Origin of the sequence: Planococcus lenghuensis (genome assembly GCF_001999905.1) — a bacterium.
In the GTDB taxonomy this organism is placed as follows: Bacteria; Bacillota; Bacilli; order Bacillales_A; family Planococcaceae; genus Indiicoccus; species Indiicoccus lenghuensis.
On the sequence record NZ_CP019640.1, the window covers coordinates 2,021,152 to 2,043,925 of the forward strand.

At 47.6% G+C, this 22,774-nt stretch carries 26 protein-coding genes; 7 read left to right on the top strand and 19 right to left on the bottom strand.

What is annotated here, in order from left to right; genetic code table 11:
• Positions 1-72: 72 nt before the first annotated feature.
• From B0X71_RS10405 to B0X71_RS10450, 10 genes are all read right to left on the bottom strand, one after another.
• Positions 73-1,035: an FTR1 family iron permease gene (locus B0X71_RS10405; protein WP_077589345.1), complete on the bottom strand. Its 963-nt coding sequence runs from the start codon at positions 1,033-1,035 to the stop codon at positions 73-75.
• A gap of 27 nt (positions 1,036-1,062) precedes the next feature.
• Positions 1,063-1,833 (bottom strand): hypothetical protein, encoded by a 771-nt coding sequence (locus B0X71_RS10410; RefSeq protein ID WP_077589346.1) that lies wholly within the window; start codon positions 1,831-1,833, stop codon positions 1,063-1,065.
• A gap of 60 nt (positions 1,834-1,893) precedes the next feature.
• On the bottom strand, positions 1,894-2,658 hold the full coding sequence (locus B0X71_RS10415) for a glycosyltransferase family 2 protein (RefSeq protein ID WP_156889855.1): 765 nt from the start codon (positions 2,656-2,658) through the stop codon (positions 1,894-1,896).
• Entirely contained in the window at positions 2,655-4,127 is a 1,473-nt protein-coding gene (locus B0X71_RS10420) for an alkaline phosphatase family protein (protein WP_077589348.1), read from the bottom strand. The genes B0X71_RS10415 and B0X71_RS10420 overlap by 4 nt, the downstream gene beginning before the upstream one ends.
• Complete coding sequence (locus B0X71_RS10425; RefSeq protein ID WP_077589349.1) at positions 4,124-5,065, bottom strand: lysylphosphatidylglycerol synthase transmembrane domain-containing protein; 942 nt, start codon at positions 5,063-5,065, stop codon at positions 4,124-4,126. The genes B0X71_RS10420 and B0X71_RS10425 overlap by 4 nt, the downstream gene beginning before the upstream one ends.
• Positions 5,038-5,988, bottom strand: a complete 951-nt coding sequence (locus tag B0X71_RS10430) for an NAD-dependent epimerase/dehydratase family protein (protein WP_077589350.1) — start codon at positions 5,986-5,988, stop codon at positions 5,038-5,040. Before B0X71_RS10430 ends, B0X71_RS10425 begins: the two co-directional genes overlap by 28 nt.
• A gap of 96 nt (positions 5,989-6,084) precedes the next feature.
• Positions 6,085-7,353, bottom strand: a complete 1,269-nt coding sequence (locus tag B0X71_RS10435) for a hypothetical protein (RefSeq protein WP_077589351.1) — start codon at positions 7,351-7,353, stop codon at positions 6,085-6,087.
• Between the two features lie 177 nt (positions 7,354-7,530).
• The gene (locus B0X71_RS10440; RefSeq protein WP_077589352.1) at positions 7,531-8,844 is read right to left on the bottom strand and encodes a UDP-glucose dehydrogenase family protein; all 1,314 of its coding nucleotides are present in this window, start codon (positions 8,842-8,844) and stop codon (positions 7,531-7,533) included.
• A gap of 170 nt (positions 8,845-9,014) precedes the next feature.
• Positions 9,015-10,292, bottom strand: coding sequence for a Glu/Leu/Phe/Val family dehydrogenase (locus tag B0X71_RS10445; protein ID WP_077590969.1), 1,278 nt, complete (start codon positions 10,290-10,292; stop codon positions 9,015-9,017).
• A gap of 197 nt (positions 10,293-10,489) precedes the next feature.
• Complete coding sequence (locus tag B0X71_RS10450) at positions 10,490-11,257, bottom strand: sporulation protein (RefSeq protein ID WP_077589353.1); 768 nt, start codon at positions 11,255-11,257, stop codon at positions 10,490-10,492.
• 235 nt (positions 11,258-11,492) lie between these two features.
• On the opposite strand from B0X71_RS10450, the gene B0X71_RS10455 reads away from it, so the two are divergent.
• From B0X71_RS10455 to B0X71_RS20980, 3 genes are all read left to right on the top strand, one after another.
• Positions 11,493-11,819: an ArsR/SmtB family transcription factor gene (locus B0X71_RS10455; protein WP_077589354.1), complete on the top strand. Its 327-nt coding sequence runs from the start codon at positions 11,493-11,495 to the stop codon at positions 11,817-11,819.
• A 67-nt stretch (positions 11,820-11,886) separates the two neighbouring features.
• A complete protein-coding gene (locus tag B0X71_RS10460) occupies positions 11,887-12,072 on the top strand; it encodes a hypothetical protein (RefSeq protein ID WP_077589355.1) in 186 nt (61 codons plus the stop codon).
• A gap of 425 nt (positions 12,073-12,497) precedes the next feature.
• Entirely contained in the window at positions 12,498-12,758 is a 261-nt protein-coding gene (locus B0X71_RS20980; protein ID WP_156889856.1) for a hypothetical protein, read from the top strand.
• 40 nt (positions 12,759-12,798) lie between these two features.
• Here B0X71_RS20980 and B0X71_RS10465 read toward each other — a convergent pair whose 3' ends face one another.
• From B0X71_RS10465 to B0X71_RS10475, 3 genes are read right to left on the bottom strand one after another with little or no spacing between them, the layout of a single operon-like run.
• Positions 12,799-13,644 (bottom strand): patatin-like phospholipase family protein, encoded by an 846-nt coding sequence (locus tag B0X71_RS10465; RefSeq protein WP_077589356.1) that lies wholly within the window; start codon positions 13,642-13,644, stop codon positions 12,799-12,801.
• Between the two features lie 29 nt (positions 13,645-13,673).
• The gene (locus B0X71_RS10470) at positions 13,674-14,489 is read right to left on the bottom strand and encodes an MBL fold metallo-hydrolase (protein WP_077589357.1); all 816 of its coding nucleotides are present in this window, start codon (positions 14,487-14,489) and stop codon (positions 13,674-13,676) included.
• Between the two features lie 49 nt (positions 14,490-14,538).
• Entirely contained in the window at positions 14,539-15,486 is a 948-nt protein-coding gene (locus B0X71_RS10475) for an alpha/beta hydrolase (protein ID WP_077589358.1), read from the bottom strand.
• Between the two features lie 423 nt (positions 15,487-15,909).
• Here B0X71_RS10475 and B0X71_RS10480 point away from each other — a divergent pair, with 423 nt between their 5' ends.
• A complete protein-coding gene (locus B0X71_RS10480) occupies positions 15,910-16,536 on the top strand; it encodes a C40 family peptidase (RefSeq protein ID WP_077589359.1) in 627 nt (208 codons plus the stop codon).
• Between the two features lie 105 nt (positions 16,537-16,641).
• Here B0X71_RS10480 and B0X71_RS10485 read toward each other — a convergent pair whose 3' ends face one another.
• A complete protein-coding gene (locus tag B0X71_RS10485) occupies positions 16,642-17,166 on the bottom strand; it encodes a GtrA family protein (protein WP_077589360.1) in 525 nt (174 codons plus the stop codon).
• Between the two features lie 190 nt (positions 17,167-17,356).
• Positions 17,357-18,238, bottom strand: coding sequence for an aminoglycoside 6-adenylyltransferase (locus tag B0X71_RS10490; RefSeq protein ID WP_077589361.1), 882 nt, complete (start codon positions 18,236-18,238; stop codon positions 17,357-17,359).
• 146 nt (positions 18,239-18,384) lie between these two features.
• On the opposite strand from B0X71_RS10490, the gene B0X71_RS10495 reads away from it, so the two are divergent.
• On the top strand, positions 18,385-18,714 hold the full coding sequence (locus B0X71_RS10495; protein WP_077589362.1) for a PepSY domain-containing protein: 330 nt from the start codon (positions 18,385-18,387) through the stop codon (positions 18,712-18,714).
• Positions 18,715-18,850: 136 nt separating this feature from the next.
• Here the strand turns inward: B0X71_RS10495 and B0X71_RS10500 are convergent, their stop codons facing one another.
• Both B0X71_RS10500 and B0X71_RS10505 read right to left on the bottom strand, forming a co-directional pair.
• Positions 18,851-19,435 (bottom strand): hypothetical protein, encoded by a 585-nt coding sequence (locus tag B0X71_RS10500; protein WP_077589363.1) that lies wholly within the window; start codon positions 19,433-19,435, stop codon positions 18,851-18,853.
• Positions 19,436-19,452: 17 nt separating this feature from the next.
• Complete coding sequence (locus B0X71_RS10505) at positions 19,453-19,782, bottom strand: hypothetical protein (RefSeq protein WP_077589364.1); 330 nt, start codon at positions 19,780-19,782, stop codon at positions 19,453-19,455.
• A 250-nt stretch (positions 19,783-20,032) separates the two neighbouring features.
• On the opposite strand from B0X71_RS10505, the gene B0X71_RS10510 reads away from it, so the two are divergent.
• Entirely contained in the window at positions 20,033-20,509 is a 477-nt protein-coding gene (locus tag B0X71_RS10510) for a hypothetical protein (RefSeq protein WP_077589365.1), read from the top strand.
• Between the two features lie 100 nt (positions 20,510-20,609).
• Here B0X71_RS10510 and B0X71_RS10515 read toward each other — a convergent pair whose 3' ends face one another.
• On the bottom strand, positions 20,610-20,834 hold the full coding sequence (locus tag B0X71_RS10515; protein ID WP_077589366.1) for an NUDIX hydrolase: 225 nt from the start codon (positions 20,832-20,834) through the stop codon (positions 20,610-20,612).
• A gap of 167 nt (positions 20,835-21,001) precedes the next feature.
• Between B0X71_RS10515 and B0X71_RS10520 the strand changes: the two genes are divergently transcribed.
• Positions 21,002-22,339 carry an RNA-guided endonuclease InsQ/TnpB family protein gene (locus tag B0X71_RS10520; protein WP_198038574.1) on the top strand — a complete coding sequence of 446 codons (1,338 nt, stop codon included), beginning with the start codon at positions 21,002-21,004 and terminating at the stop codon, positions 22,337-22,339.
• Positions 22,340-22,481: 142 nt separating this feature from the next.
• Here the strand turns inward: B0X71_RS10520 and B0X71_RS10525 are convergent, their stop codons facing one another.
• Positions 22,482-22,706 carry an NUDIX domain-containing protein gene (locus tag B0X71_RS10525; RefSeq protein ID WP_077589368.1) on the bottom strand — a complete coding sequence of 75 codons (225 nt, stop codon included), beginning with the start codon at positions 22,704-22,706 and terminating at the stop codon, positions 22,482-22,484.
• Between the last annotated feature and the right edge of the window lie 68 nt (positions 22,707-22,774).

Sequence of the window (22,774 nt, forward strand, 5' to 3'; positions counted from 1 at the left end):
CAACTTTCTCTCAAAGCAATAGAAAACAGGCAAGACTGAATACGTTGTATTCGTCTTGCCCGGGATATTTCTTCAATTTATGTCGCTGACGATGTTTTGTTTCTTTTTCTCGGTTTGATGAAACGCTTCTTTTTCCTGAGTTTCTGATCTCTGTTTTGCTCGAGCAGGAACAGCAGAAGTGCTTTTTACATTGATCAGCAAATAAATAACCAGGAAGTAGCCCAAGTAAGCCACCACTTCTTCAAGAGACGGCATCGAGGAATAACCGAACAATGCCTTCAGAAAAATACCGATGTCACCTGAGAAAACCGGCGTCAACCCCGTATCCCGAACAAAGTGTGCATGATCGATCGGATGCTCCGGCAGCAGCCAAGTCAAGTTGTAGAGGTGCGGTACGACACTGCCAATCACCTTAATGTCCTGCATCATTGAAATCGCCTGCACGAACAGTCCTGCAGCAATCAAAACGATGAATACGCCTGTGACTTTGAAAAATGTCTTGAGTGGAATTGACATAGTTCCTTTAAATAACAGATAAGACAGAGTCGCTGCAATCAACGCCCCTGTGATGGCGCCCCAGCCTTCTAGAGCAGCGCCGATGTCTCCGCCGGTTATGGCCGCAAAGAAAAAGACCGTTTCAATCCCTTCCCGAAGAACAACCAGGAATGAATGGATGATCATGCCGGCTACATTGCCGGTAGAAATGAACTTATCCATTTTTCCTTCCATATTCTTTTTGATGTCTTTGCTGTGGCTTGCCATCCAGAACACCATCTGGGTCAGAAGAATAGAAGACACAAGCATGATCCCGATTTTCAAGTAGATTTCACTGCCCATTGCGGCAAAACCGGTAAAAACGACTTGGAACAGAAAAGCGACAGCAATACTGGCAACGACTGCAAGTCCTGCTCCGAGCCAGATATATTTTTTATACTTGCCGTTCTGTGTTTTCAGCAAGTAGGTGTTGATAATCCCTATAATGAGCAATGCTTCCAGCACTTCACGAAAGGTGATCAGCAGCGCTTGTACTTCCATTGTCATTCTCCTTTCTCTGACAAATCCTTATTGAATCTTTTTCCGTTTCCGGGCGACATATAACACGACCGCCAAAATAACAGTGATTAAAAGGAGCAGCGGCAGCCAATTTTTCAAATTGGACAAGTCCGTCCAGTCTGATGATTTAACAGCCGACGCTTCTTCCGCCACCTGGAAATCCTCTGCAGAATAATGGCTGACTTCCATGCTCGCCAGTCCGAACGTTTCCTGCAAAGAGGAAAGGATGGCATCTTTATGGACGATGAATTGATCGTAATCCGCTTCCTTTTCTCCGACCCCAAAGAGCCCGGGATTGCCGATCGCTTCAAGCGCTCCTTCAAACTCCAGCTTCAATTGAAGGTTCAGTTCCGCATTTCTTTCTTCGATTGCCGGAACAAGGGCTTCATATGTAGCATAAGCTTTCGCCAATAATTTTTTGCTTGTATCATACTCGGTGAAGTTTTTATCCACATTCTCCAGCCGGCGGGCGATATTGAGAGCGAGTGTTTTTTCGAACGCTTCAATAGCATCTTCTTTATTTTCATTTTCCAGGTGACTGATGATCGCCTGACCCGGTTCCGGACCCATATGCATATCAACTTCTTCTTTCACCGTTTCGAATACGGCGATCGAACTCTCAAAATTCGGCGGGGATTCGTTCAAGTAAAGAACCACTTCCTTATAAGCTTCCGCCACTTTTTCTTCATTGGGATCACCATACGTGTATCCGTAAGCAGTCTGAATCTGCACCAAGAGGACAAGCAGCAGACTGACGCAAGTTATAAATGTTTTTTTCATTGTTTCCCTCCTTACCAGGCCTGCCAACAGAAAGAACTGACGAAGCAGGTAATTTTTTAATTAAGAGGCTTTCTGTTTCCCTCTATCTGACTTTACTGCATGGGCAGTGGGATTAATGGTGATTTTTCCGACAGGGCGTGACATCTCTTTGACGATTGCAGGGAACACGGCCAGCATGTATGCTTTGAATTTAATGAAGGATTGCCCTTTTGAACGGACTTGGTAATCAATGGGCACTTCTTTCATCCGGAAACCTTTTCGGATGAGGTTCAATGTAATCACCTGGGCATAATTATAATCATGAATGATATCAGCATGTTGCATCGCCTGCTTTGAAAACGCCCGCATTCCGGACTGACCGTCAGCGATACGCTTTCCCACCAGTACCGACTGCAGGAACGTAAAAAAATAATTCCCCAGCCGGCGGTTCAGCCGCATACCACGGATCGTACCTAAAAAACGGGAGCCCATTATATAATCGGCTTCTCCATTTAACAGCGGCTCCAGAAGGTCAGGTATTTGCCAGGCGGGGTATTCATTATCCGCATCGATCATGACAGCAATATCCGCCCCGAGCTTATCACAACGGAAAAGACCTTCCCTCACCGCCGCTCCCAGTCCCTTATTGGCTGGAAGTGATATGATGTGATCCGCTCCGGCAGCTGCAGCGGCTGCCACTGTTCCATCCTGTGATCCGTCATCCACAACGAGCACTTCCACTGTCACTTCCGGGTGGAAATGCCGGGGAATTTTACTGATCACTTCCCCGACGGTTTCTTCTTCGTTATGAGCGGGCAAAAATACAATTACAAGTTGGTTCATTATGACACGTTCTCCTTTTGCACTGGCTCAATCGCTTCATGCAGAACAGGGCCTCTGCTTTTTTCCGGGAACGGTGCACCAAGCAAATAAGTGACGGTTGATGCGAGAGAGACGAGACTGTGGCGGTCTTCCACTACTTTCCCTCTGGCGATTTGGGTCCCATGCATGAAGAATGGCACAAACCGTTCCCCTTCATCCAAATGGCCATGGCCGCCAATGCCGTCCGCCTGGCCGTGATCTGCACACACGATGAGTGTTGTGTTTTTCATATATCCTTTTTTCTCAAGCCAGCCGACGAATTCTTCAATCAGCCGGTCCGCTTCCGCGATCTTTTCCAGGTATTCATCATACAGCACACCCCGGCTGTGACCGATCTGGTCAGTTCCGATCAACTGGACCTTAAAGAAATCCGGATTCTTCGCTTCCATGATTTCTTTGGCCCGCTCTATGGTATTCCGGTCCGCTTCATCCTTGTTCATGACGGCAGTGATGGTGTCGACATCCGCTCCCATTGAATCGACCAAATGAGCGATCCCGAGCAGCCGGCCGCTTTTCCCGACTTTCCGCAACGAATCGAAAACCGTTTCTGCTTTTGTTCCGAGCTTCCAGACCATATTCGATGTGATGCCATGTTCACGCGGGTAAGTGCCTGTCATCATGGACGTGAAGCAAACGACCGTTCTCGCCGGATAAACCGTTTCCATTTGCGTATATTCCGTGCCATTCTTCCTCAGCTGATCCAGAAATGGGGTATCAGCTTCATAAAATCGTTCTTTCCGCATGCCGTCGATGACAATGGTAATCACGCGGTCATTGACCGGTCGTAAACTCTGGCTGGCCGAATCGAGGTAACTACTGTATTCTGCCGGTTTCCAATCAAATAAGTTTTTATGAAGGATCAACGTATAGACGAACAGCCCGGCGAGAAATAAACCATATGTTCCCCATTCGAATGAGGCGGCTTGATCCGTCACAAATGTACGGAACAGCAAATCCCAGAAAGACAGCAGAAGGAGAAATTTCGGCATCTGCTCTTGTGCATTGCCGCTGGTGGAATCGCTGTTTTTCAGCACAAGTTTCCAGAATCGTTTGAAGTTCCACAGCGTGACGCCAATCCGCAAATGGTAGTAAAACGAACCCCAGAACCAGACGGTAAAGAAAAAGTAGAGCCCGAGTGCCAATAGCAGCAGTCCGAGATTATATGTCTCGAATACCATCAAATAGGCGATAACCGGCAGCCATAAATAATTTCGCAAAAAGAGCGGAAAATCAAATTTAAAAAATAAACCAAGCAAAGGCACAATGCATAAGAGCGACAGGAAGAACGCATTCCAGAACACGGAACTTCCCCACTCTGTCATATGGTAAAGCAGCATCGTTCCAAAGACGAAAATCGGCGTGAAGGGCTTGCCTTCATTCAACAGATTCCAGCACCGTGCTGCTGTTTTTTCAAATTTCGAGGCTTGTTTCATACTTGCCTTCCTTTCTTCAGGGTCCACTTCTTCAGCTGAAGCAGCGGAATCGGATGAAGTATAAGTGCGGATGCACCGGCTGCAAATGAAAAAAGAAATTTATAGCCGTGCGTAATGATGGCTAAATGATAGGCCTGAGCCCAGTCGAACCCTGTTTGCACAAGCGCAAAACTCAACACACTTTCGTATGTCGCCAGCCCTCCCGGGGCAAATTGGAACACCCCTGAAGCTACAGTCAGGCTATTTGCCCAAATGGCTTCCAAGAAGGCCAGATCCAGTCCGGTTCCTTTGATAAAACCATAGAGGACAACCGCTTCCAGTATCCAGCTGAATCCAATCAATCCCAGAATAAGCGGAAAACGTTTAAGACTGAGTGCCGCTTCCAATATCGCCGAATGTTTCCGGTAAAAAGCAGGGGATTTTTTATGAAGTATCCATAGCATACCCAACCCTATAACGAAGCAGACGGAAACCAGTAAGAAAAGAAAATGAGTATCAAGAGAAACTCCGAACACCAAAGCGCCGGCGAGCGACAGGCTGCCGAGGCAAGCCAAATCCAGCAGCCGCATGACGATCACCGAATGAGCCGCAGTATCGATGTCCATTTCCGGCTCACCGGCCAACACGCCGGTCCGGACAACTTCACCTGCTTTGAATGGGAAAATATGATTAATAAACAGGCTGTAGAAAAGAGCAGACAAATAGACCCGAAATGGATGCTGTCCCTTTAAATACATTTTCCAGGCCATTGTCCGCAATACGAAAGCGGATAAATAACAGGCTGTAAGAAAGACAAACCAATGACCGTTGAAAAAGATTTGCCGGAGTTGCTGAATCAACAGACCGATATCAAAAAAACGGACAGTGAGGAATAGAAAGAACAGGAAGAGCAGCAGGCTGCCTATATGAATTAACGGTTTAAGTAGTTTTTTGCCCATTGGATGGTCAGGTCCAACCCTTCTTCCAGCTGTACCTGTGGGAAAAATCCAAGATCCAGCTGCGCTTTTGTGATATCACTCCACGTCTCTTCTACATCTCCAGGCCGTTTGCCGGCCACTTCAATTTCCATTGCCGGAAACCGGACCTCAAGCAACTCCAATAGCTGCTGCATGGACACTGGACTGCCTGCGCCTAAATTATAGATGGCGCTGTTGCCCGGACGGACAAGCGCCCGGTTTATCCCGTCTGCTATATCATCAATATAAGTATAATCCCGAGCTGAATTCCGATCGAAAACTTTTATCCGCTTTCCTTCCAGTAAATTGAAGACAAAATTTGTGATTGCCATATCCGGGCGCCCCCATGGTCCATAAACGGTAAAAAAGCGAAGTATCGTCAATTTAAAGCCATATAGGGACTCGTACGCGCGACAAAACGCTTCGGCTCCTGCTTTTGCTGCTGCATAAGGAGAAGCTGTCCGTCCATTTGCCATATCTTCCTGGAGTGGCATTCCCGATTGGTTTCCATAGACGGAAGAGGAAGAGGCAAACAGGAAATGCCCCACATTTGCTTCACTCGCTTGTTTCAGTAAATTGACCGTCATCTTCACATCATAATCGATATACCGGGCGGGATTCAGCAGCGATGCCGGAACTCCCGGCAAAGCGGCCAAATGAATTATAGCATCAAACTGTCCATCTAGAATTATTTTTCGGCAATTGTCTTCTTCGAGCAAATCCATTTCTAGGAAAGTAAAAGGTAAGTTCAATTTTTCCACTTCGGCCAGCTGTTGTTTTTTTCGGTCCGGCTGATAGTAAGGATCGAAACTGTCAGCAATCGTCACATTATGCTTAGCGGACAGCAGTTTCTTGGCTAAATGACTGCCGATGAACCCGGCGCCGCCTGTAATGAGAACTTTCACTTTTGGTCACCTGCCTATTCATCTGCCGATTATACAGAGAGAGGCAAGAATAAGACATCGCTTATCCTTGCCTTACCATCTCAAACGGATGTATCGTTATTCAACTAAGCCTGTAATAACTGGAACGATCGCTTCGCTGTGCGCTGCTGCAGCTTCTGCATCTCCGTTCGCAATCGCTTCATACCACAATTGAGCTTCTTCAAGCAGTGTGGCCGTCTGTTCCTCTCCGAGCTCTTCAATCAGATCCAGTTCAATCGCTTTCAGAAATACGTTCGCTTCCATTGCCTGGATGCGTGCTGTTGCAATGTCACCCGCTGCCACTGTGTCTGCAGCTTTCTGGTGGTAGCCGGCGATTTTGGCGATAAACGCCTCACTGAACAGTGCTTCCACTGCTTCCGGATCCAGTGTGGCCGGGTCAGTTGTGCTGAAGTCGAATAGCGTCTGAAGTTCTGCCGCTGCTTCTTCATCTCCTCCTGATAACGATCCCTGGATTGCCTGATAGAAGCCGAGCGCTTCTGCCTGCATAATCTGAAGGTCGGCAGGATCAGCGTTTCCTTCTGCCACAGCTTGTGCAATTTTTTCTACATAGGAATTCGAAGCCAAGTAATAGCTTCTGTAGATGGATTTATCCGTCACTTGTTTATACACAGCAAAATCTTCTGCATTTCCAGCTTCCAATGCCTCTTGCTGAAGGGCAAGGCCATTTTCAATATTGCCGACAATGCTGTCTTCTGCTGCCAGTTCATAAAAAGCGTCACGTTTTTCCGCTGTCGGAATAAATACCGTATCCACCAAGTAGTTCAACTCTGCAAAAGTGGCATTCGCCGCTTCCTGGTCGCCGGCTGCCAAAGCTTCTGCCGCTTCAGACTGCAGGTCTTTTTGATACTGGTAGAAAAATGACTGAATGCCTTTATCAATCAATTGACGGGCTACATTCGGATCCAGTTCTTCGCTCGTCCCCGCATTAATGCCAGATGCGATGAAATTATCGAAATCAGCAGCTGCCGATTTTAATTCATTTGCGTATGTACTCTCAACTAACGCCCAATCCACCGGCTGATCTTCTTTCATTTTGCCGAGTTCAGCCATAATTGCCTGATAATCAGCAACCAGAAGTGCCGTATCCGATCCTTCCACCGCTGCATCCGTCACTTCTTGTGTCTCTGTCTCTTCAACAACTTCCTCCTCTGCAACATCTTCTTCTGGTGCCGCTTCCTCTTCCACCACTTCTTCAGCAGTCGATTCTTCAGCCACTGCTTCTTCTGTAACTGCCTCTTCTGCAGCTTCTTCCGTCTCTCCCGCACAGCCGACTAATAATGTTCCAGCCAGTGTGACTGATGCAAATAATAATGTTGATTTCTTCATGACTTTCTCCCTTCGGTGATAACGATTCTCATTATCTTTTATATTTGTAAGTCTACCGGTAATGAGAATCAATGTCAATACAATTTTCTGAGTTTCCTGCGTTTTTGATTCGCATCATTAAAGTGTCTCTAAATGAAGCCGAAGACCGCCAAATTAATAAATGAAAAAGCCGCCAATTCAGCGGCCGATCGAAGTGTATTTTATACCTGCGTCATCCATCTCCTGAAGATCGAACAAGTTCCGTCCGTCAAAGACATAAGGAGAATGCATTAAACGTTTAAATAGAGCGGGACGCAGCGATTTAATCTCTTCCCACTCTGTAAATATAAAACAAACATCCGCCCCTTCTAAAGCTTGCTCAAGCGTTCGGCTATAAGCAATGGTTCCCTCGCCATGTTTTCCTTCCGGGAAAACGGCGGCAGCTTTCTTCGCGCCCGTCGGATCATATGCTTGGATTTCCGCTCCATGTTTAAGCAACAACTCTATGTTAACGAGAGAAGCCGCGTTCCGTATATCGTCGGTTTCAGGTTTGAACGTCAGTCCTAATACAGCAATTTTGAGTCCGTGAAACTCTTCCAGCAATGTTTTTGCCTTTCTGAATAACACGGTCTGCTGTTTATCATTCACTTCCCGTGCCGCTTTGATCATCTTGAGCTCCTGTCCATTTTCCCGAGCGTATACATCAAGGGCTTTTATGTCTTTTGGGAGACATGAACCTCCGAATCCTATCCCCGCGTTGAGAAAACTGCTGCCGATCCGGCCATCCAGGCGCATGCCTTTGGCAATTTCCTGTATGTCCGCTCCTACCGCTTCACTTAAAGCGGCGATATCATTCATATACGAGATCTTTAGAGCCAGGAACCCATTAGCGGCAAGTTTAGTCAGTTCCGCTGATTTTCTGCTCACTGTGACAATCGGGAGCTCAAATGGTTCATAAATAGTCCGGAGCAAGATTTCAGCTTCTTCGCTTGCTGTTCCAATAATGATCCGGTCGCCATATAATGTATCGCGAATGGCAGAACCTTGAGACATGAATTCCGGATTAGATGCCACTTCCACTTTCACATCGTTTTTTAAAAACAGACGAATCATTGATTCCATCTGTTCAGCCGTCCCAACAGGCACAGTGGATTTGATAACAATAAGGCTATCCTGCTCAATCATTCCTGCAATTTGTTTTATCGTTTCTTCTATATGCGTCAGATCAGCAGCACCATCCAGACGCTCGGGAGTTCCAACTGCAATGAATATTGCGCCCCGGTCTCTATAAGCCAACTTGTAATCCGTTGTAAATTCGAGTCTGCCGGCACTGATATTTTTCCGCATCAATTCCTGCAAGCCTGGTTCAAATATTGGCGAAACTCCAGTTTTCATGCTCTCAATCTTTGATGTGTCTTTGTCGACGCAGATCACGTGATGTCCCATTTCCGCAAAACACACACCTGTAACTAGTCCGACATACCCCGCACCTGCAACTGCAATCTTCATCATCTTTTATCATTCCTTCTGCTTAGTGCAAATTTGCAATATCTCCGTACTGCACAAAAAGCCCAAGCAGGAATGGAATAGTTAATGTATGATCAACTATTGATTACCCACTTGAGCGTGATTTGTATTTTACCATAAATTTTAATACTGGTTAAAGTAGCGTTTCGACGAGATTATTCTCTGATCCAGCCTCTCGCTTTCATCGCATTTGCTAAGCGATCGACTGCGACCAAGTATGCCGCATCCCGCATTTTGACATTCTTCTTTTCTTTCATTTGATACACATCATCGAATGCCTGGGTCATTTCCGTAAACAAGCGATCGTTGACTTCCTGTTCTGTCCACGCCAGATGGGTCGTATTCTGTACCCATTCAAAATAAGAAACTGTCACACCCCCTGCGTTACACAGGATATCCGGTATGACAAACACCCCATTGTCTTCCATCGCGGCATTTCCTTCCGGTGTTGTTGGACCGTTTGCGGCTTCCGCGACGATTTTCGCTTTGATTTTCGGACCGGTTTCTGCTGTGATCTGATTCTCAAGCGCTGCAGGCACGAGAATGTCGCAGTCAGCACTGAATAACTCCTCGTTTCCGAAATCTGCATAACCGTTGAATCCTTTAACAGTTCCGGTCTCTTTCGCATGCTTCAGCAATTCCTCGATATCGAGTCCGCCTTCGTGGTAGACGCCACCGCCTGCATCCGTAACGCCCAGCACCTTCACACCGCGCTCTGTCAGCAGCTTGGCCGTGACGGATCCGACGTTCCCAAACCCTTGTACAACAGCAGTCATGCCTTCAAGTTTGAGACCCAGTGTATTCGCCGCCTGGGCGATGGTGAACACGACACCCCGGCCGGTCGCTTCCACCCGGCCGGCAGATCCGCCCAAAATAATCGGCTTGCCGGTGACCGTGCCCGGCACGTTTTTGCCTTTCAGGCGGGAAAATTCATCGATCATCCAACCCATGATTTCCGGTGTCGTATTGACGTCCGGAGCCGGTATGTCTTTTTCCGGCCCCATGATCGGCTCGAGTTCCCGGATGAATCCGCGGCTCAATTCTTCGAGTTCCCGTTCGGATAATTCTTTCGGATTGACGACGATGCCGCCTTTCCCGCCGCCATATGGAATGCCGAGAATCGCCGACTTCAGTGACATCCAAATAGACAATGCCGCCACTTCATCTTCTGTAACGAGCGGGTGGAATCGCACGCCGCCTTTTGTTGGCCCGAGCACATCAATGTGCTGAGAGCGGAATCCCTCGAATTCCCGGTATGTACCATCATCCATCCGGACCGGAATCGATACTTTCATGATGCGCTTCGGTTTCTTCAAGATTTCATAAACACCTTGGGATAGACCGAGATCGTTCACCGCCACCTCGATCAGCCGCTGGGCGATTTCGAGCGGGTTTGATATCTCCACGCCGTCCCTTACTTCTTTTGCGGGCATTTCAGATTTTAATGATTGTGCCACTTCTTCCTTGCGTTCTTGTTTATCTGCCATGTCCTTTTCCCTCCTGTACCAATGCTTCTACTATATATGTTCCTATTACACAACTCTCTTAAACGTCTTTCCTTATGCACGGCGGGAAAAGGAATAAAAAAAGCCTGAGGACAGGCTGTCCCCAAGTTTTATCTGTATATCGGTTACCGGGCGTTTGCCAGCAAGGTATCCCGAAGTTCGTCCGCCACTTGCGAGACGCCACCCATCCGGCCGCTGTCATAGCGCAACGTCATCCGTGACTCATCCATATCCATCGCGGCTGCAAGGAATCCGCCCAGCCCTTTCGCTTTATGATCCATCTCAATATAAACAGTCGTGCCGGTCGCATCCGTCGCGAAAATCAGTTCCAGTTCACTGAAATGCTGCCGGAATTCCGAACCGGGATAGAATTCGAATTCCTGTGCAACGCCGCTGCGCGTGCGGCGGCTTTTCAAATTCGTCACTTTCTTTACAGTAAAACCGAGTTGTTTGGCTGCAGCAAGCACTCTCTCCACCGCTTCGTTACCGGTCACTTCCAAATAATCCTTGTCTTTCGGGTCCACTGCGAATGGCACGTCCATGACTGTCTTCAGCCATACTTCCGATTTGCCGACTGTCAGCGGTGTCTCTGGTGATAATTCGAACGAAAACGGGATGATCTTTTCCTCTTTGGCACTGATTGTGAATGCGTCACTTACATTCACCCGCTGGATTTCCGCATCCTGAAGGAATTTCCGGTCATCTTGTTCCACGAGCACTTGGGTCATGACCCAAATGTACAGCCCATTGATCTTCTGATCGACGGCACCGCCCACAATGAATACTTCCCCTGTGACCGTTCCTCCCTGCTGAACCCGCGCTTCGTTCACCCGCGCGTCCACTTTCGCGTTACCCATTCCTGCACTTGCCCGGATCTTGTTTAAAAACGACATGCACTTCACTCCTTATCGTTGATGTTTTCAGTATATCACAGCAATTCTGACACACGCTTTCCATTAGCGGATTTGCATTTGCAATGATACCTGCTCCGCTTCTTTCGGGGTTGTAGTTAAAATGAAAATTAACGACGATTGATTGATCAAAAATAATTGATTTACCAGTTGACTTTCTTGTTTTTCAGCAGTACGATTAATTCATCAATAAATCTTGATTTAAGCAGGTGAACCCATGAATTCAGAAATTCCTCTTCAAGACATTTCACTCGAGCAGGCCTTTGATCAGTATCAGGCGAAATTCAAGGCGCTCGCTGACAAAAAGCGGCTGCATATACTGCACCTGCTTACCCGGCACGGAGAGACTTGCGTCTGCGATTTGGCTCCTTTAATGGATATGCCGCAATCCAAGCTCTCGTATCATTTAAAGATTCTGCTCGATGCCGGGCTGATCAATAAAGAGACCCGGAGCACCTGGAGCTATTACAGCCTGAATATAGAGCAGATCAATGGCCTCCTGTCTGAAGAGCTATGCTGTCTCTTCAGACCCGATTGTTGTTAAAATTTTTATGTTATTAATCAACTTTTTTTGATTAATATAAATTTAATTTCATTAGAGGAGTGATCACATGCTGGACCATGAATCATTTATTCAGGTACGCAAAGAAGAAATTGAGCGACGGGCGCGGGAAGCATGGAAGTTTGAACCTTCCGTTCAACATAATCCCCGGTTCAGTAAGGAATTCTTTCGCCACTTATTGAAGAAAAAAGAGATGGTCCCGCCGAATTGCGGCTGTGCTTGTGCGCCGTGTTAAGTGTTGCGGCACCCTGCACATTTTTCTCCTTTAGAAGTTGGGAATCCGTTCGTTCAAGGAAGCTCGGATATGAAGCTTGATTGGATTGCTTTTGGGACATAAGCCGGTATTCGTTACCTGTTATGTCCTTTTTTGTATTGGCTGCTGCTCCGTGTACTGCGTTGATTTCATCTTCATATGGCAGCGTAAACTGTCCAATCCTTTAAATGAGCTTGCTGATTTGGAACTTTCTTACTTTGCATAGCGTCAATAATGCTTAGTTCCTCTTTTTCAAAAAACCACATAAGCCTGTTTGCATCGCCTGGAAAGGAGCCAGTACCCTGTATATTCATGAATCATTTGAAACGTTCGGTACGTTTACGCTGCTGCGGCCGGTTTTTCTGTTCCTGTTGCTCGTCTCATTGCTGCTTTTCTTTGTGGTTCTATTGCCTAAGCGGTTCAATGCTTTTCTTTCACTGATTTCAGTCTTAAGCATCTCACTGATCACCGGTGTTGTCTCCCTGCAAGCAATGTACTACCATGCAATCATCGTCGATGAAATCGGACTCGGAGGTGATCCGGTTTTGTTTTTCATGACGCTTGCAACGCTGCTGTTTGGAATGCTCGCTTCCGCTCTTCAGGTGATAAGCCAGTCATGCATGCAGCAAGAAAAGACAGCACGAAAACGGCCATCAACTCACATTTGAATTGACGGCCGTTTTTTAATTATGATATCAAAAGAAGAACTCAACTTTCCAGCCAGGTCTCCAATCCGGCATATTGCCGTTTGGCATCCGAATATCCTTGGTTGTACAATTTCTCCAGCTTCACTGGATCGCGTTCCGTCCGGGTTACACCGTGGTCATCGGTTGGTCGGAAGATGAACACATCGCCTTCCCGTTCCATCTCTTCGATGCGCTCCATCGTTTCATTGTATAACGCCCAGCGCTTTTCAAGCGCCACCGTCAGCCCGGGATAGCGTTTATAGAACAGCCGGGCAGACCGGATCAGCCGGGAGGGCTTTTTGCGGTGGCCCGCTGATTTCGTCAGGACAATAATGTTTTTATCCGTTCCGTCCTGCAGCGCTTTGCCGATCGGGATGGGATCGGAAATGCCGCCATCCATCAAGGTTTTCCCGTCATAAATCACTCCCGGTGACACGAACGGCAGCGAGCAGGACGCCCTTACGAGTGACAGGACATCCGACCCCAATTCCGCCTTATCATAATAGAGCGGATCTCCTGTCACGCAATCGGTTGCAGTGATCCAGAACTGTTCCGGTGCGGCATGGAGCGCATCAAAATCAAGTGGCACAAGCTGGTTCGGGAGCTCATCGAATAATAGATCCATGCCGAATAATTCCCGTTTTCTAAGCAAGTTACGCGGGGAAATGTAATCCGGATGATGGATATAGCCGATTGAGACTTCCCGATTCCGCCCCGGTTGCCTGGCCAAATAAGAAGTTGCATAGCTGGCGCCGGCCGATACCCCGATTACATACGGCAAATACAAGTTCTTCTCCATGAAGTATTCCAGCACACCGGCCGTATAGACGCCGCGCATGCCCCCGCCTTCCAAAATCAATCCGTTCATCTGCTGTATTCTCTCCTTTGGTCACGTGGTCACGTATCGAATAATTCCCCGTTCAGCGCCTGAATGTACCGGTCGGCGGACTTCAGCACTTTCTCTTTTGCATCCGGAGCCACTTTGCGGTCGAACGCATTATACAATTCATCAAACACCAGACGGCTGATGTCCTGTTTCATACGCTTGATAACCGGGATGGGCAATGGAATCATATTCGGGTAGCTGTACATGAAACTCGTCCAATTCCGGTCGGATGCCACTTGAATCACATCTCCCGAAAAAACGATGCCTTTCCCGATATCCGCGTGCGCGATGGCCGCTCCCGCAAAATGACCGCCGAGCTGATGCAGCGTAAACTCCTCACTGAGTTGCAAGGACTTCCCGCTCCACAGCTCGAACCGGCTGCCGGGGTTCACGATCCATTCCGCGTCCGCTTCATGGATGTAAACATCGGCCTTGAATTCTTCCGACCATTCCGCCACTGCACAATAATAATGGGGATGTGACAGCGCAATCGCGTCAATCCCTCCCTGCTGTTCAAAAAACCGGCTGGTTTCTTCATCAAGGAACGTAACGGCATCCCAAAGGAGGTTGACTTTCTGTCCTTTTATGAAATAAGCCGTCTGTCCGATTGCGAATTTCGGTGCGGTGGTAATCGAATAAATGCGTTCGCTGATCTGCTCAATCCGGTTTGAATACCGGCCGGATTCCCGCAGCTCATCCAATGTCGCCCATTGCTGTCCGTCTATATTTACATATTGCCGTTCTTCCTCACAAATCCGGCAATGCGCCGGTGGCTGCGCTGATGGTGCATATTGTGTACCACAAGTGATGCATATAAAAGCCGGCAAGACCGCTCCCCCTTTCAAGCCGCGTATTTCTCAGAACCAATTCCGTCCATCATTCCAGTAATCCATCCGCTTTCCGGGGCGGGCTTACAAATCGGTACATGTAAGTCAGCGCTTCCGGCAGTGTCTTTCTCCATACAGCCCATTCATGGTCGCCTTCCACAAGGCTGAATTCCACTAGTTCCGGCTGCACTTTCCGCAGTTCCCGATAAAGCGTCAATGCATGATCTGCAATGCCAAACCGGTCATCCGCACCTGAATTAATATAAAGCGGCACCTTGATCTCTTGTTCTCTGTACTTTCCGAGGTGCCGGGTATAGATGGACTCACTCCATAGTTGCGGGTCATACTCGCCCGTCGGCGCCAAAAAAGCCGGATGCCGCAATGCAGAAGAGGCGTCGGGTGGCTGGAGCGGATACACCGCCGGACTGAGTGCCGCACCTGCCGCAAACAATTCCGGATGTTCCAAAATGAAGTTTACCGCCCCATAACCGCCAGCAGATAAGCCGGCAACCGCCCGTCCATCCTTTGCGGCAATCGTTCGCCACATTCGATCAACGTGCGGGATCAAATCATTGAAAAAAGCCGTTTTCTCTTTTCCGTTATAGCCATCGATCCACCAGCTATTGCTGCGCGGCATGACGATGATGGACGGTGGAATCGCTCCGCTTCCGATCAAGTTATCGGCCGTCTCTTTTGCCCGGCCATTGTCCAGCCAGTCGTACTCGGTGCCGCCTGAACCGTGCAAAAGATACACAACCGGATAAATCTTGCCTGATAGACCATATCCATCCGGCAAATAAATTGTATATGCATAGGATCGTTCCAAAACATCCGAATGGAATTCCTGATAGCGCACCACACCTGTTCCCGAAGGTTCCACCGGCAGTATCAATTCCGATGTCGCTGTCGGTAAAGCCGTGTTCGACGGACTGACGGATAATAGCAGGATTGGCATGACCAGCAGCACTAACACTGATAGGAGCCGCTTCTTCAGCATGGCCTGTCCCCCCTCCGTTTTCTTCAGTCAACTGGCGGATCGGCAACTTAAACTATGCCTTCACTTTTCCTATTATAGCTTGTACCGCCTTCTTCTTTCATTGATTTCCTTCTATATAGAATAGGATCAAAAGACTTTGTTACAAAACATTAAATATAAAACAGACTATAACAAAGCGATGTAGCTTTCTTCACAAAGCCATTACAAGGGTTTATTTTGCATTTATCCATGATACACTGAGCAAGGCTTCAAAAGATAAGCAACTTCGAGAATTCGTGCATCAAGATAAATGAAATCAAGAATCATAATTATAGAGGTTTTAATGCGCTGCTGACACGGACCCAAAACTCAAACTATTTCGCGGATTGCCAGTTACCGGATGGTACGAATGGATTCCCGATCACAAAGGAGCACATCATTACTATGAAAAGAACAAAAAAAGCGTTACTCACCCTTACTGCTACTGTCGCCTTGTCTTCTGCCGTTGCCGCACCAGCAAGTGCAGCGACCCATACGGTCAGCTACGGCGACACGTTGTATGAAATCGCGCAGGACTACGGCACGTCCGTTTCCAGCCTGCAGTCGATCAACGGCATTTCCGGCCACCTGATCTACCCGGGCCAGACGATCCGGACAAGCGGCGGCTCTTCATCCAGCTCGGCACCGAGCGTGAAAGCGCAGTATGAAAGCAATTCGTACTCATCGGTCGCAAGTATCGCGAAGCAGTACGCGGGCGTTCCTTATGTTTGGGGCGGATCGTCACCGGCCGGTTTTGACTGCAGCGGCTTCATCTACTACACGCTGAACAAAGCGGGCCATGATATCGGCCGTACGAATGCCCAGGGCTATTACAACATGGCGGATAAAGTGAGCAACCCGCAGCCGGGCGACCTCGTATTCTTCGCCGGCACGTACAAAGCGGGCATCTCGCACATCGGGATCTATCTCGGCAACGGTAAGATGATTTCCGCTAACGGCGGCAGCGTCAATATCGATAGCGTCTACGGCCCGTACTGGGGCGACCATTTCGCCGGTTTCGGCAGAATATAATTTCAGCCATAACGAAACCCGATCAGGTAACTCCTGGTCGGGTTTTTTGCTGTGACTTTTTAAATGATCCAAAAGAAAAAACAGCTGTGTGTGCAATTGTTTCCATTACCAACGGGAGTTCTGGCTGTATTTACGTTTTTTCCACTCCCGGAAATTCCATTTGCTGTCCTCTTCTTCTTTGTTTTTTCCAAACAGCGGCGTTGTCCGGAAAACGATGTATTTATTGAAAAAGAAGCTCGCTTGGAAAGACGCATACATCGAAATTCCTTTCGCGATATTCGTATCGACCCAGCCCGGAAACAACGGCAGTTTATCCAACAGCCAAATGCCGGCCAAAAATATTCCATTGGCGATAAACATACTGACAATGGCTTGGCTGATGAATGGAATCAATTGTTTTTTGCTTTTCCTTACTTTGAAAGTATATTTCGAATTCCATATATAACTGTTGGTAACAGCTGCTGTGTAAGCAATGGTATTGAATAGCATCAGCAAGGATGTATCTTTAGTCGGAAACAGCACCAGTAAGGTATTCAGCACCAGCAAGTCCAGTGCGGCACAAAGAAGACCGATCACGCTGTAATTTGCATACTGGATGAGTCCGCGTTTATTGCGTTTGAAGAATTTCATATTTCCACCACTCAATTATTTTGACGTCATGCGTCTCCTGTTTCCGGATTCCTCTGTTTCTTCCTATTTACCCGTTCATCATAACAAATTAACCGCGTTAATTCGTGCCTGGCCAGCGATTCATCGCTGAGAGCCATCACATTTGTCCAAATTCACCTTTTCGGAATACTTTCAAGTATCAGTCAGGTTCTCACAACATCTCTTTGGCTTCGCGAGGTAATTGCCGTATGGACTGCAAGAACTTAGTCATGTTTTGGTCTGCTTCATGCGGATAGGAAAATCCGAATTTCTTTGCCACTTCCGTCGCGAGCAGCCGGAACAATTCACATGCCGTGAACAGCGCCTGCCACATATTATCTCCTTGCGAGTCTGCATAGGTTTGTTCATATAACATCCAGCAGTCAGCAGGTAAGTACTTTTTAAAATACTTGCCCATCTTGCCGGCCGAGCGCTGGAAGCCGGACTCCATCCCGATATACCAGGCCGTCATGTCATCCAATGGCGCCCGGACAATCTCCTCGAATATCTTCTTTGCATAAGGCAACTCATCCCGCCAGATTCCTTTTGCCACATTTTGAAGACACCACCAGAATTCATTGCAGGCCGCGTCGAATTGCGGTGCTGTCGGTCGCTGTTCCCAGTAATCTTTGTCGGATGACGGCGGAATTCCTGGCAGTAATCCATCTTTATCCAGCAGCGGAACGGTCAATGAATCAGCGAGGGCTTCAGCCGGGGCTGCCGATACTGCCAGCAGCCGCAAGTCCAGCCGGTTGCCATCGTCGAATAGCATTAAATACATATAAGACCGTTCCATATCAGTCTTCCAGCCCCGTGCGTGATCCAACTGGTCCGGTTCCTGCATCATGGTCCGGCTGCCAAAACGGTCGATCCAGGCAGGATTCTGCCGAAACGATTCGATATCCGTCACCGCATAAACAATGTCGTAATCCTGCATCCTATCTCTCGGCGCATTCGCGTCCGCCCGCGACCCGTTCATCCAGACAGCGCGGATCCGCTCATCCGCTATGGCCGTATGTAAGATGAGATCCATCATTTCCTGTTCATTTCGCATGCCTTACTCCTCCATCGGTGATCGCTTTTACTCTTATTGACAGCCGGGCAATCAGCGGCTTTCTCATCAAATTCTAATCTTTTTATCATTTTTTTGACCCGTTATTGCGGGTATACTATTAATAGTATACAAGAGGAGATGTTCTTATGCAGAAAAACAAGAAACTGGCAATCGCCGGAGCCGCCTCTGCACTGGTTCTTACCGGAGCCGTTTTCACGGCGCAGGACTCCCGGGCAGCAGAAGATCTGGCAGTCACATTTGAAGAAGCGAAAGAATTGGCACTTACAGAAGTTCCGGGTGAAGTCGTAGAAGAAGAAACAGAGGAAGAAAACGGGACGACTGAATACGAATTTGATATCATCGCCGCTGACGACAACATCGAGTATGAAGTTGAAGTTAACCAAGCCGGTGAATTGCTCGTCGAGCCGGAAGATGAGGAGAACGAAACCGGCGCTGAGGAAGACGATGACGAGTAAACGAAAAAAACAGTAAATCCGCTGTTCCTCCAAGACTGCTGACAACCTCCCTTTAACCGGGTTTGTCCGCAGTCTTTTTCGTTGCCTTCATAAGTATATTAGACAGATTGTAAAGTACTGCTGTTGCCTTTCCGATTCATGAATCGCTCTGCCGGTAGATGGCATCCAGCGTAACATCCATCTCCACGAGCCTGCTCTCCAATAGGTTTCGCTTTCGGATCAATTGTGCGGTCAAAGGGAAAAGGATTTCCTCTCCGCCCCTTTCAGTGAATACCATCGAAACCGGTTTGGTCCCGCCCGCTGTGTCTTCCGTGACGACCGTCATTTTCTCTACATCTTTCCAAGGATGGATTTCCTCTGTTAGCTGAAAAAGCCCATTTTGATGAATCCCTTCCTCATCAAAATAATAATAATGATTGGCAGAAAGCGAAAGTGCCATGAAAGCCGGAACTAAAGCGGCGGCAAAACAAGTGAAGGTTGCCATTTTGGTCTTCTCGGAATTGAAGAAGACATACCGGAAAACACCGATTGCGATTCCAATGATCAGGAAAGCAACGAAATAGATACCGTAATTCAGAAATGGACTGCCAAAAAACCAGGTTTGCTCCGGCTGGATGAACAATTGCTGAAAAATCGTCAGCAACACGAACGGCGCAAAAAAGCTGGCTAATATGAAAAATAACGAGCACACAAGCAGAAATTTACCCAACGTCGTGTTCATAGCACTTCCCCTCCTTGTTATTTTTGTTCCTTTTTCTCTCTGAGTTTTACAGCTTGCTGCGTTGCTGCTTTAGCTGCTCTTCTCACCTTCTGAACGAAATAGCCGTTAATCAAGGAAAAATACAAAACTGCAGTTGCGAGTATGAAAAGAAAAAATCCCTTCATTTCATTTTGATGCATCCGCAACTCCCGGCTATGGATTATTTGCATGTTTTCGATTCCGGTAACCGGATGGTTGAGACTGGATAGGATCAGACCGAGGAACGCACATATCCCATATCCATTCATTACTTTTTTAAGCGTCATTTCTTCTTTCTTACTTGGAACCATTCCGGTATGGCCAATCATCCCATCCCTCCTATTATCGTGTCGCTTGGTTAATTCTACGGAACAGGAAGAATCTGGTTTCATTATTATCAAATTTTTCAATAAATATATACTTAACATATAATTCCAGAAACTTTACGGGTCATTTCAATAGAGAAACGTCCAATGGCCATGATGGTTCATTGGTGCTTGCCAAAGATGAATGGCAATTCCTGTATTCCGTGAAACTTCTATCCTGAATAACCGACGAATCCATAGAAGGTGGGATACAATGAAACCGTCAAAAATTATTATTGGAGTACTTTCAGTCTCTCTTGTTCTTTCCGGCTGCGAGGCCGGGATTCATGAAAATGCGGAAGGTTCCAATGAGCCGGCAGCCGCTGCAGACTGGCCGGCTATGACGTTGGAAGAGATGAAAACGGAAGCGGATTTAATTGCGTTTGCGACCGTCGAAGATACAATCACCAAAGAAACAAGTAGTGGAATCTATGCCCAAATCGCCACGCTGGAAGTAACCGAAGCAATTTCAGGAACAGCTCCCGGGAAGGTGGAACTGAATCAATCGACGGATTTTGTGGAGGAAGGGGAAACGTACTTACTCTTTCTTCTGAAGCATGTAACCGATAGCTATTACTACATTGTCAATTACGCCGGCATCATAGAAGAGCAGAACGGCCTGTATAGCGGAGGCATATTAGAGGAGGATTCACTTAGCAAAGAAGAAGTAAAAAGCTTTCTATCGGAGTAGCTATGCTGCCTGAATTGTTTATCGCTAAATAAGACAACATCTGAAAGAGCACCACCCCGAAAAATTATTCTGCATTGCGCATGGAGGGGTTTCATGAAATTCAAAAGGCTTGGCAACCTGATGTCCATAAAAATGAAAGCAATGTTTCTTGGTCTTCCGGGTAGTCATGCTCCAACTTCAATGATTCGTCAGATGTCTTCCAAGCAATTTCCTCGATGGAATCATCCGGATCTTGATAAGTAATCTGTCCTTCTTTAATCTTACAAAGAAAAAAATGTGTCGTTACATCGGTGTTTTTGAGACAGGCCTTTTTAACGAATTCCAAAAGAAGTCCCCATCCTCGGAGAGCGGAGCGAGCCGGGTGGGAATGAATTTCGGTCTGCGTTCGCCGACAGTTTTTTGTTTTCTTTTCGCCTTGCAGACTTGTATACTCAAATTAACGGAACGCACGTTCCAACACAGCTGTGACGAATGGGAAAAGGGGGCGGCGGCATGGCGACAGACAAAAACGGAAATCACATCAAAGGCACGAAAAAACAATTGCCTGATGGCTGGGTGACGGGCGCTTTCCATTTTGCGGTCTTCCCGACAGACGAACAGAAACCCCGTCTGGAGCGGGCATTCGGTTGTGAACGGAAAGTATACAACGAGTATGTCGCAGGCTTGTACGCCCATTTGGAAAGCATCGGCTTTTCAGGCGGATTTTTGGCGTACAACGTACCGAATTACACCACGATCACCAGCCGTTTTGATTTCCTGGACCGCTCAAACGATTCATTTGTGTACAATGACGCCAAAATCCGTTTTCAGGCAGCCATCAAAAAATACAACGAAACGTATGCGAAGCGTCCCCTGCAGTACAAAAAGTCCGTCCGGAAAAAGATGAAAACCGGCGATATGCCGTCCCTTCAGGATGTCAAAGGCCTGCCGAAGTTCCACAGCCGGAAACAGGGGAAATTCAGCTATACCACGAACCAGACGAACGGCAATATCCGTATCGGGGAAAAGGGTGGCGCAACGTTCCTGCGGATCCCGAAGTTCCCTGAAGGACTGCGGCTCAACCTGCATCGCGCGCTACCTTCTGACGGAATCATCAAAAAAGCCACCATCAAACGGGAAGGCACTCGTTATATCGTGTCCATTTCCGTCGATTATCCGTTCGAAAAAGCGCCGCTGAAAACACATGTGGCAGCCGCAGCCGTGACTGCACTGGACTATAGCCAGTCCGATTTGTATATCGACAGCGAAGGTCGAAAGGCCGAATACCCCTGTTTTCATAAACTGATCGAGAAACGCCAGCGGCGGCTGAACAAGTCGCTCGCACGGAAGAAAACCCACGCGCCACTAGATGAAAATGGTCAACCCGTGTATTCAAAGAACTACCAAAGAACCGTGACAAACTACCAGAAGACGATGGCGAAGGCGGCGAACCAGCGGAAAGATTTCCTCCATAAGAAAAGTGATCAGATAACCAATGATTACGATGCGATTGTGGTGGAAGATCTTGATCTGACCAACCTGGCGCAGTGCCTGAAACTCGGCAAGAAACTGCACGACAACGGGTTCGGCATGTTCCGAACCATGCTCAAATACAAAGCGGAGCGAAAAGGGAAGCACTACATCGTCGCCGACCGCTTCTTCCCATCCAGTAAACTGTGCAGCGCCTGTGGCACAAAAAAAGAGAACTTGCGGCTTTCTGAACGGACGTATACGTGTGCGCATTGCCAAGCCATGATCGATCGGGACCATAACGCGGCCCTCAACCTCAAGAACTACGGCATCCGCACGCTGTCGGATTTGGGGTTCTTAGCCGACCCTGTCTCCAGCTAACGTATTTTCCCGCTGAGTAGTGGTCGGGACGCCACGAATTCAAGTCTTGTGACATGGAACGTTGGTTTCGTGGGTGACCAAGCAATAAAAGAGGGAAGGTGTTTGCTTTCCTGAAGCCCCCACTTCAAATGTTCGAAGAAAATTAAGTGGAGGGTAGTTCACTATGGAGAGTTTTTTCAATTTCAACTTTGAAACCTGTTTCCTCCAACACCTTTCGTATATAAGCATGTTCAGGGAATTCCCCCTCTTCAATCCCTCCCGATGGTATGCTCCATCCCCCTGTTTCTTTTTCTTTCACCATCAGCATTTTATTTTCCAAAACAATAATGGCAGCGGCGCCACGCCACTTCTTTCTTGCTGCAGTCATTCGCTTGCTCCTTTCGCTAAGAATAAGAACTAAATAATCACATTATGTAACCCTGAACACAAGAAAGA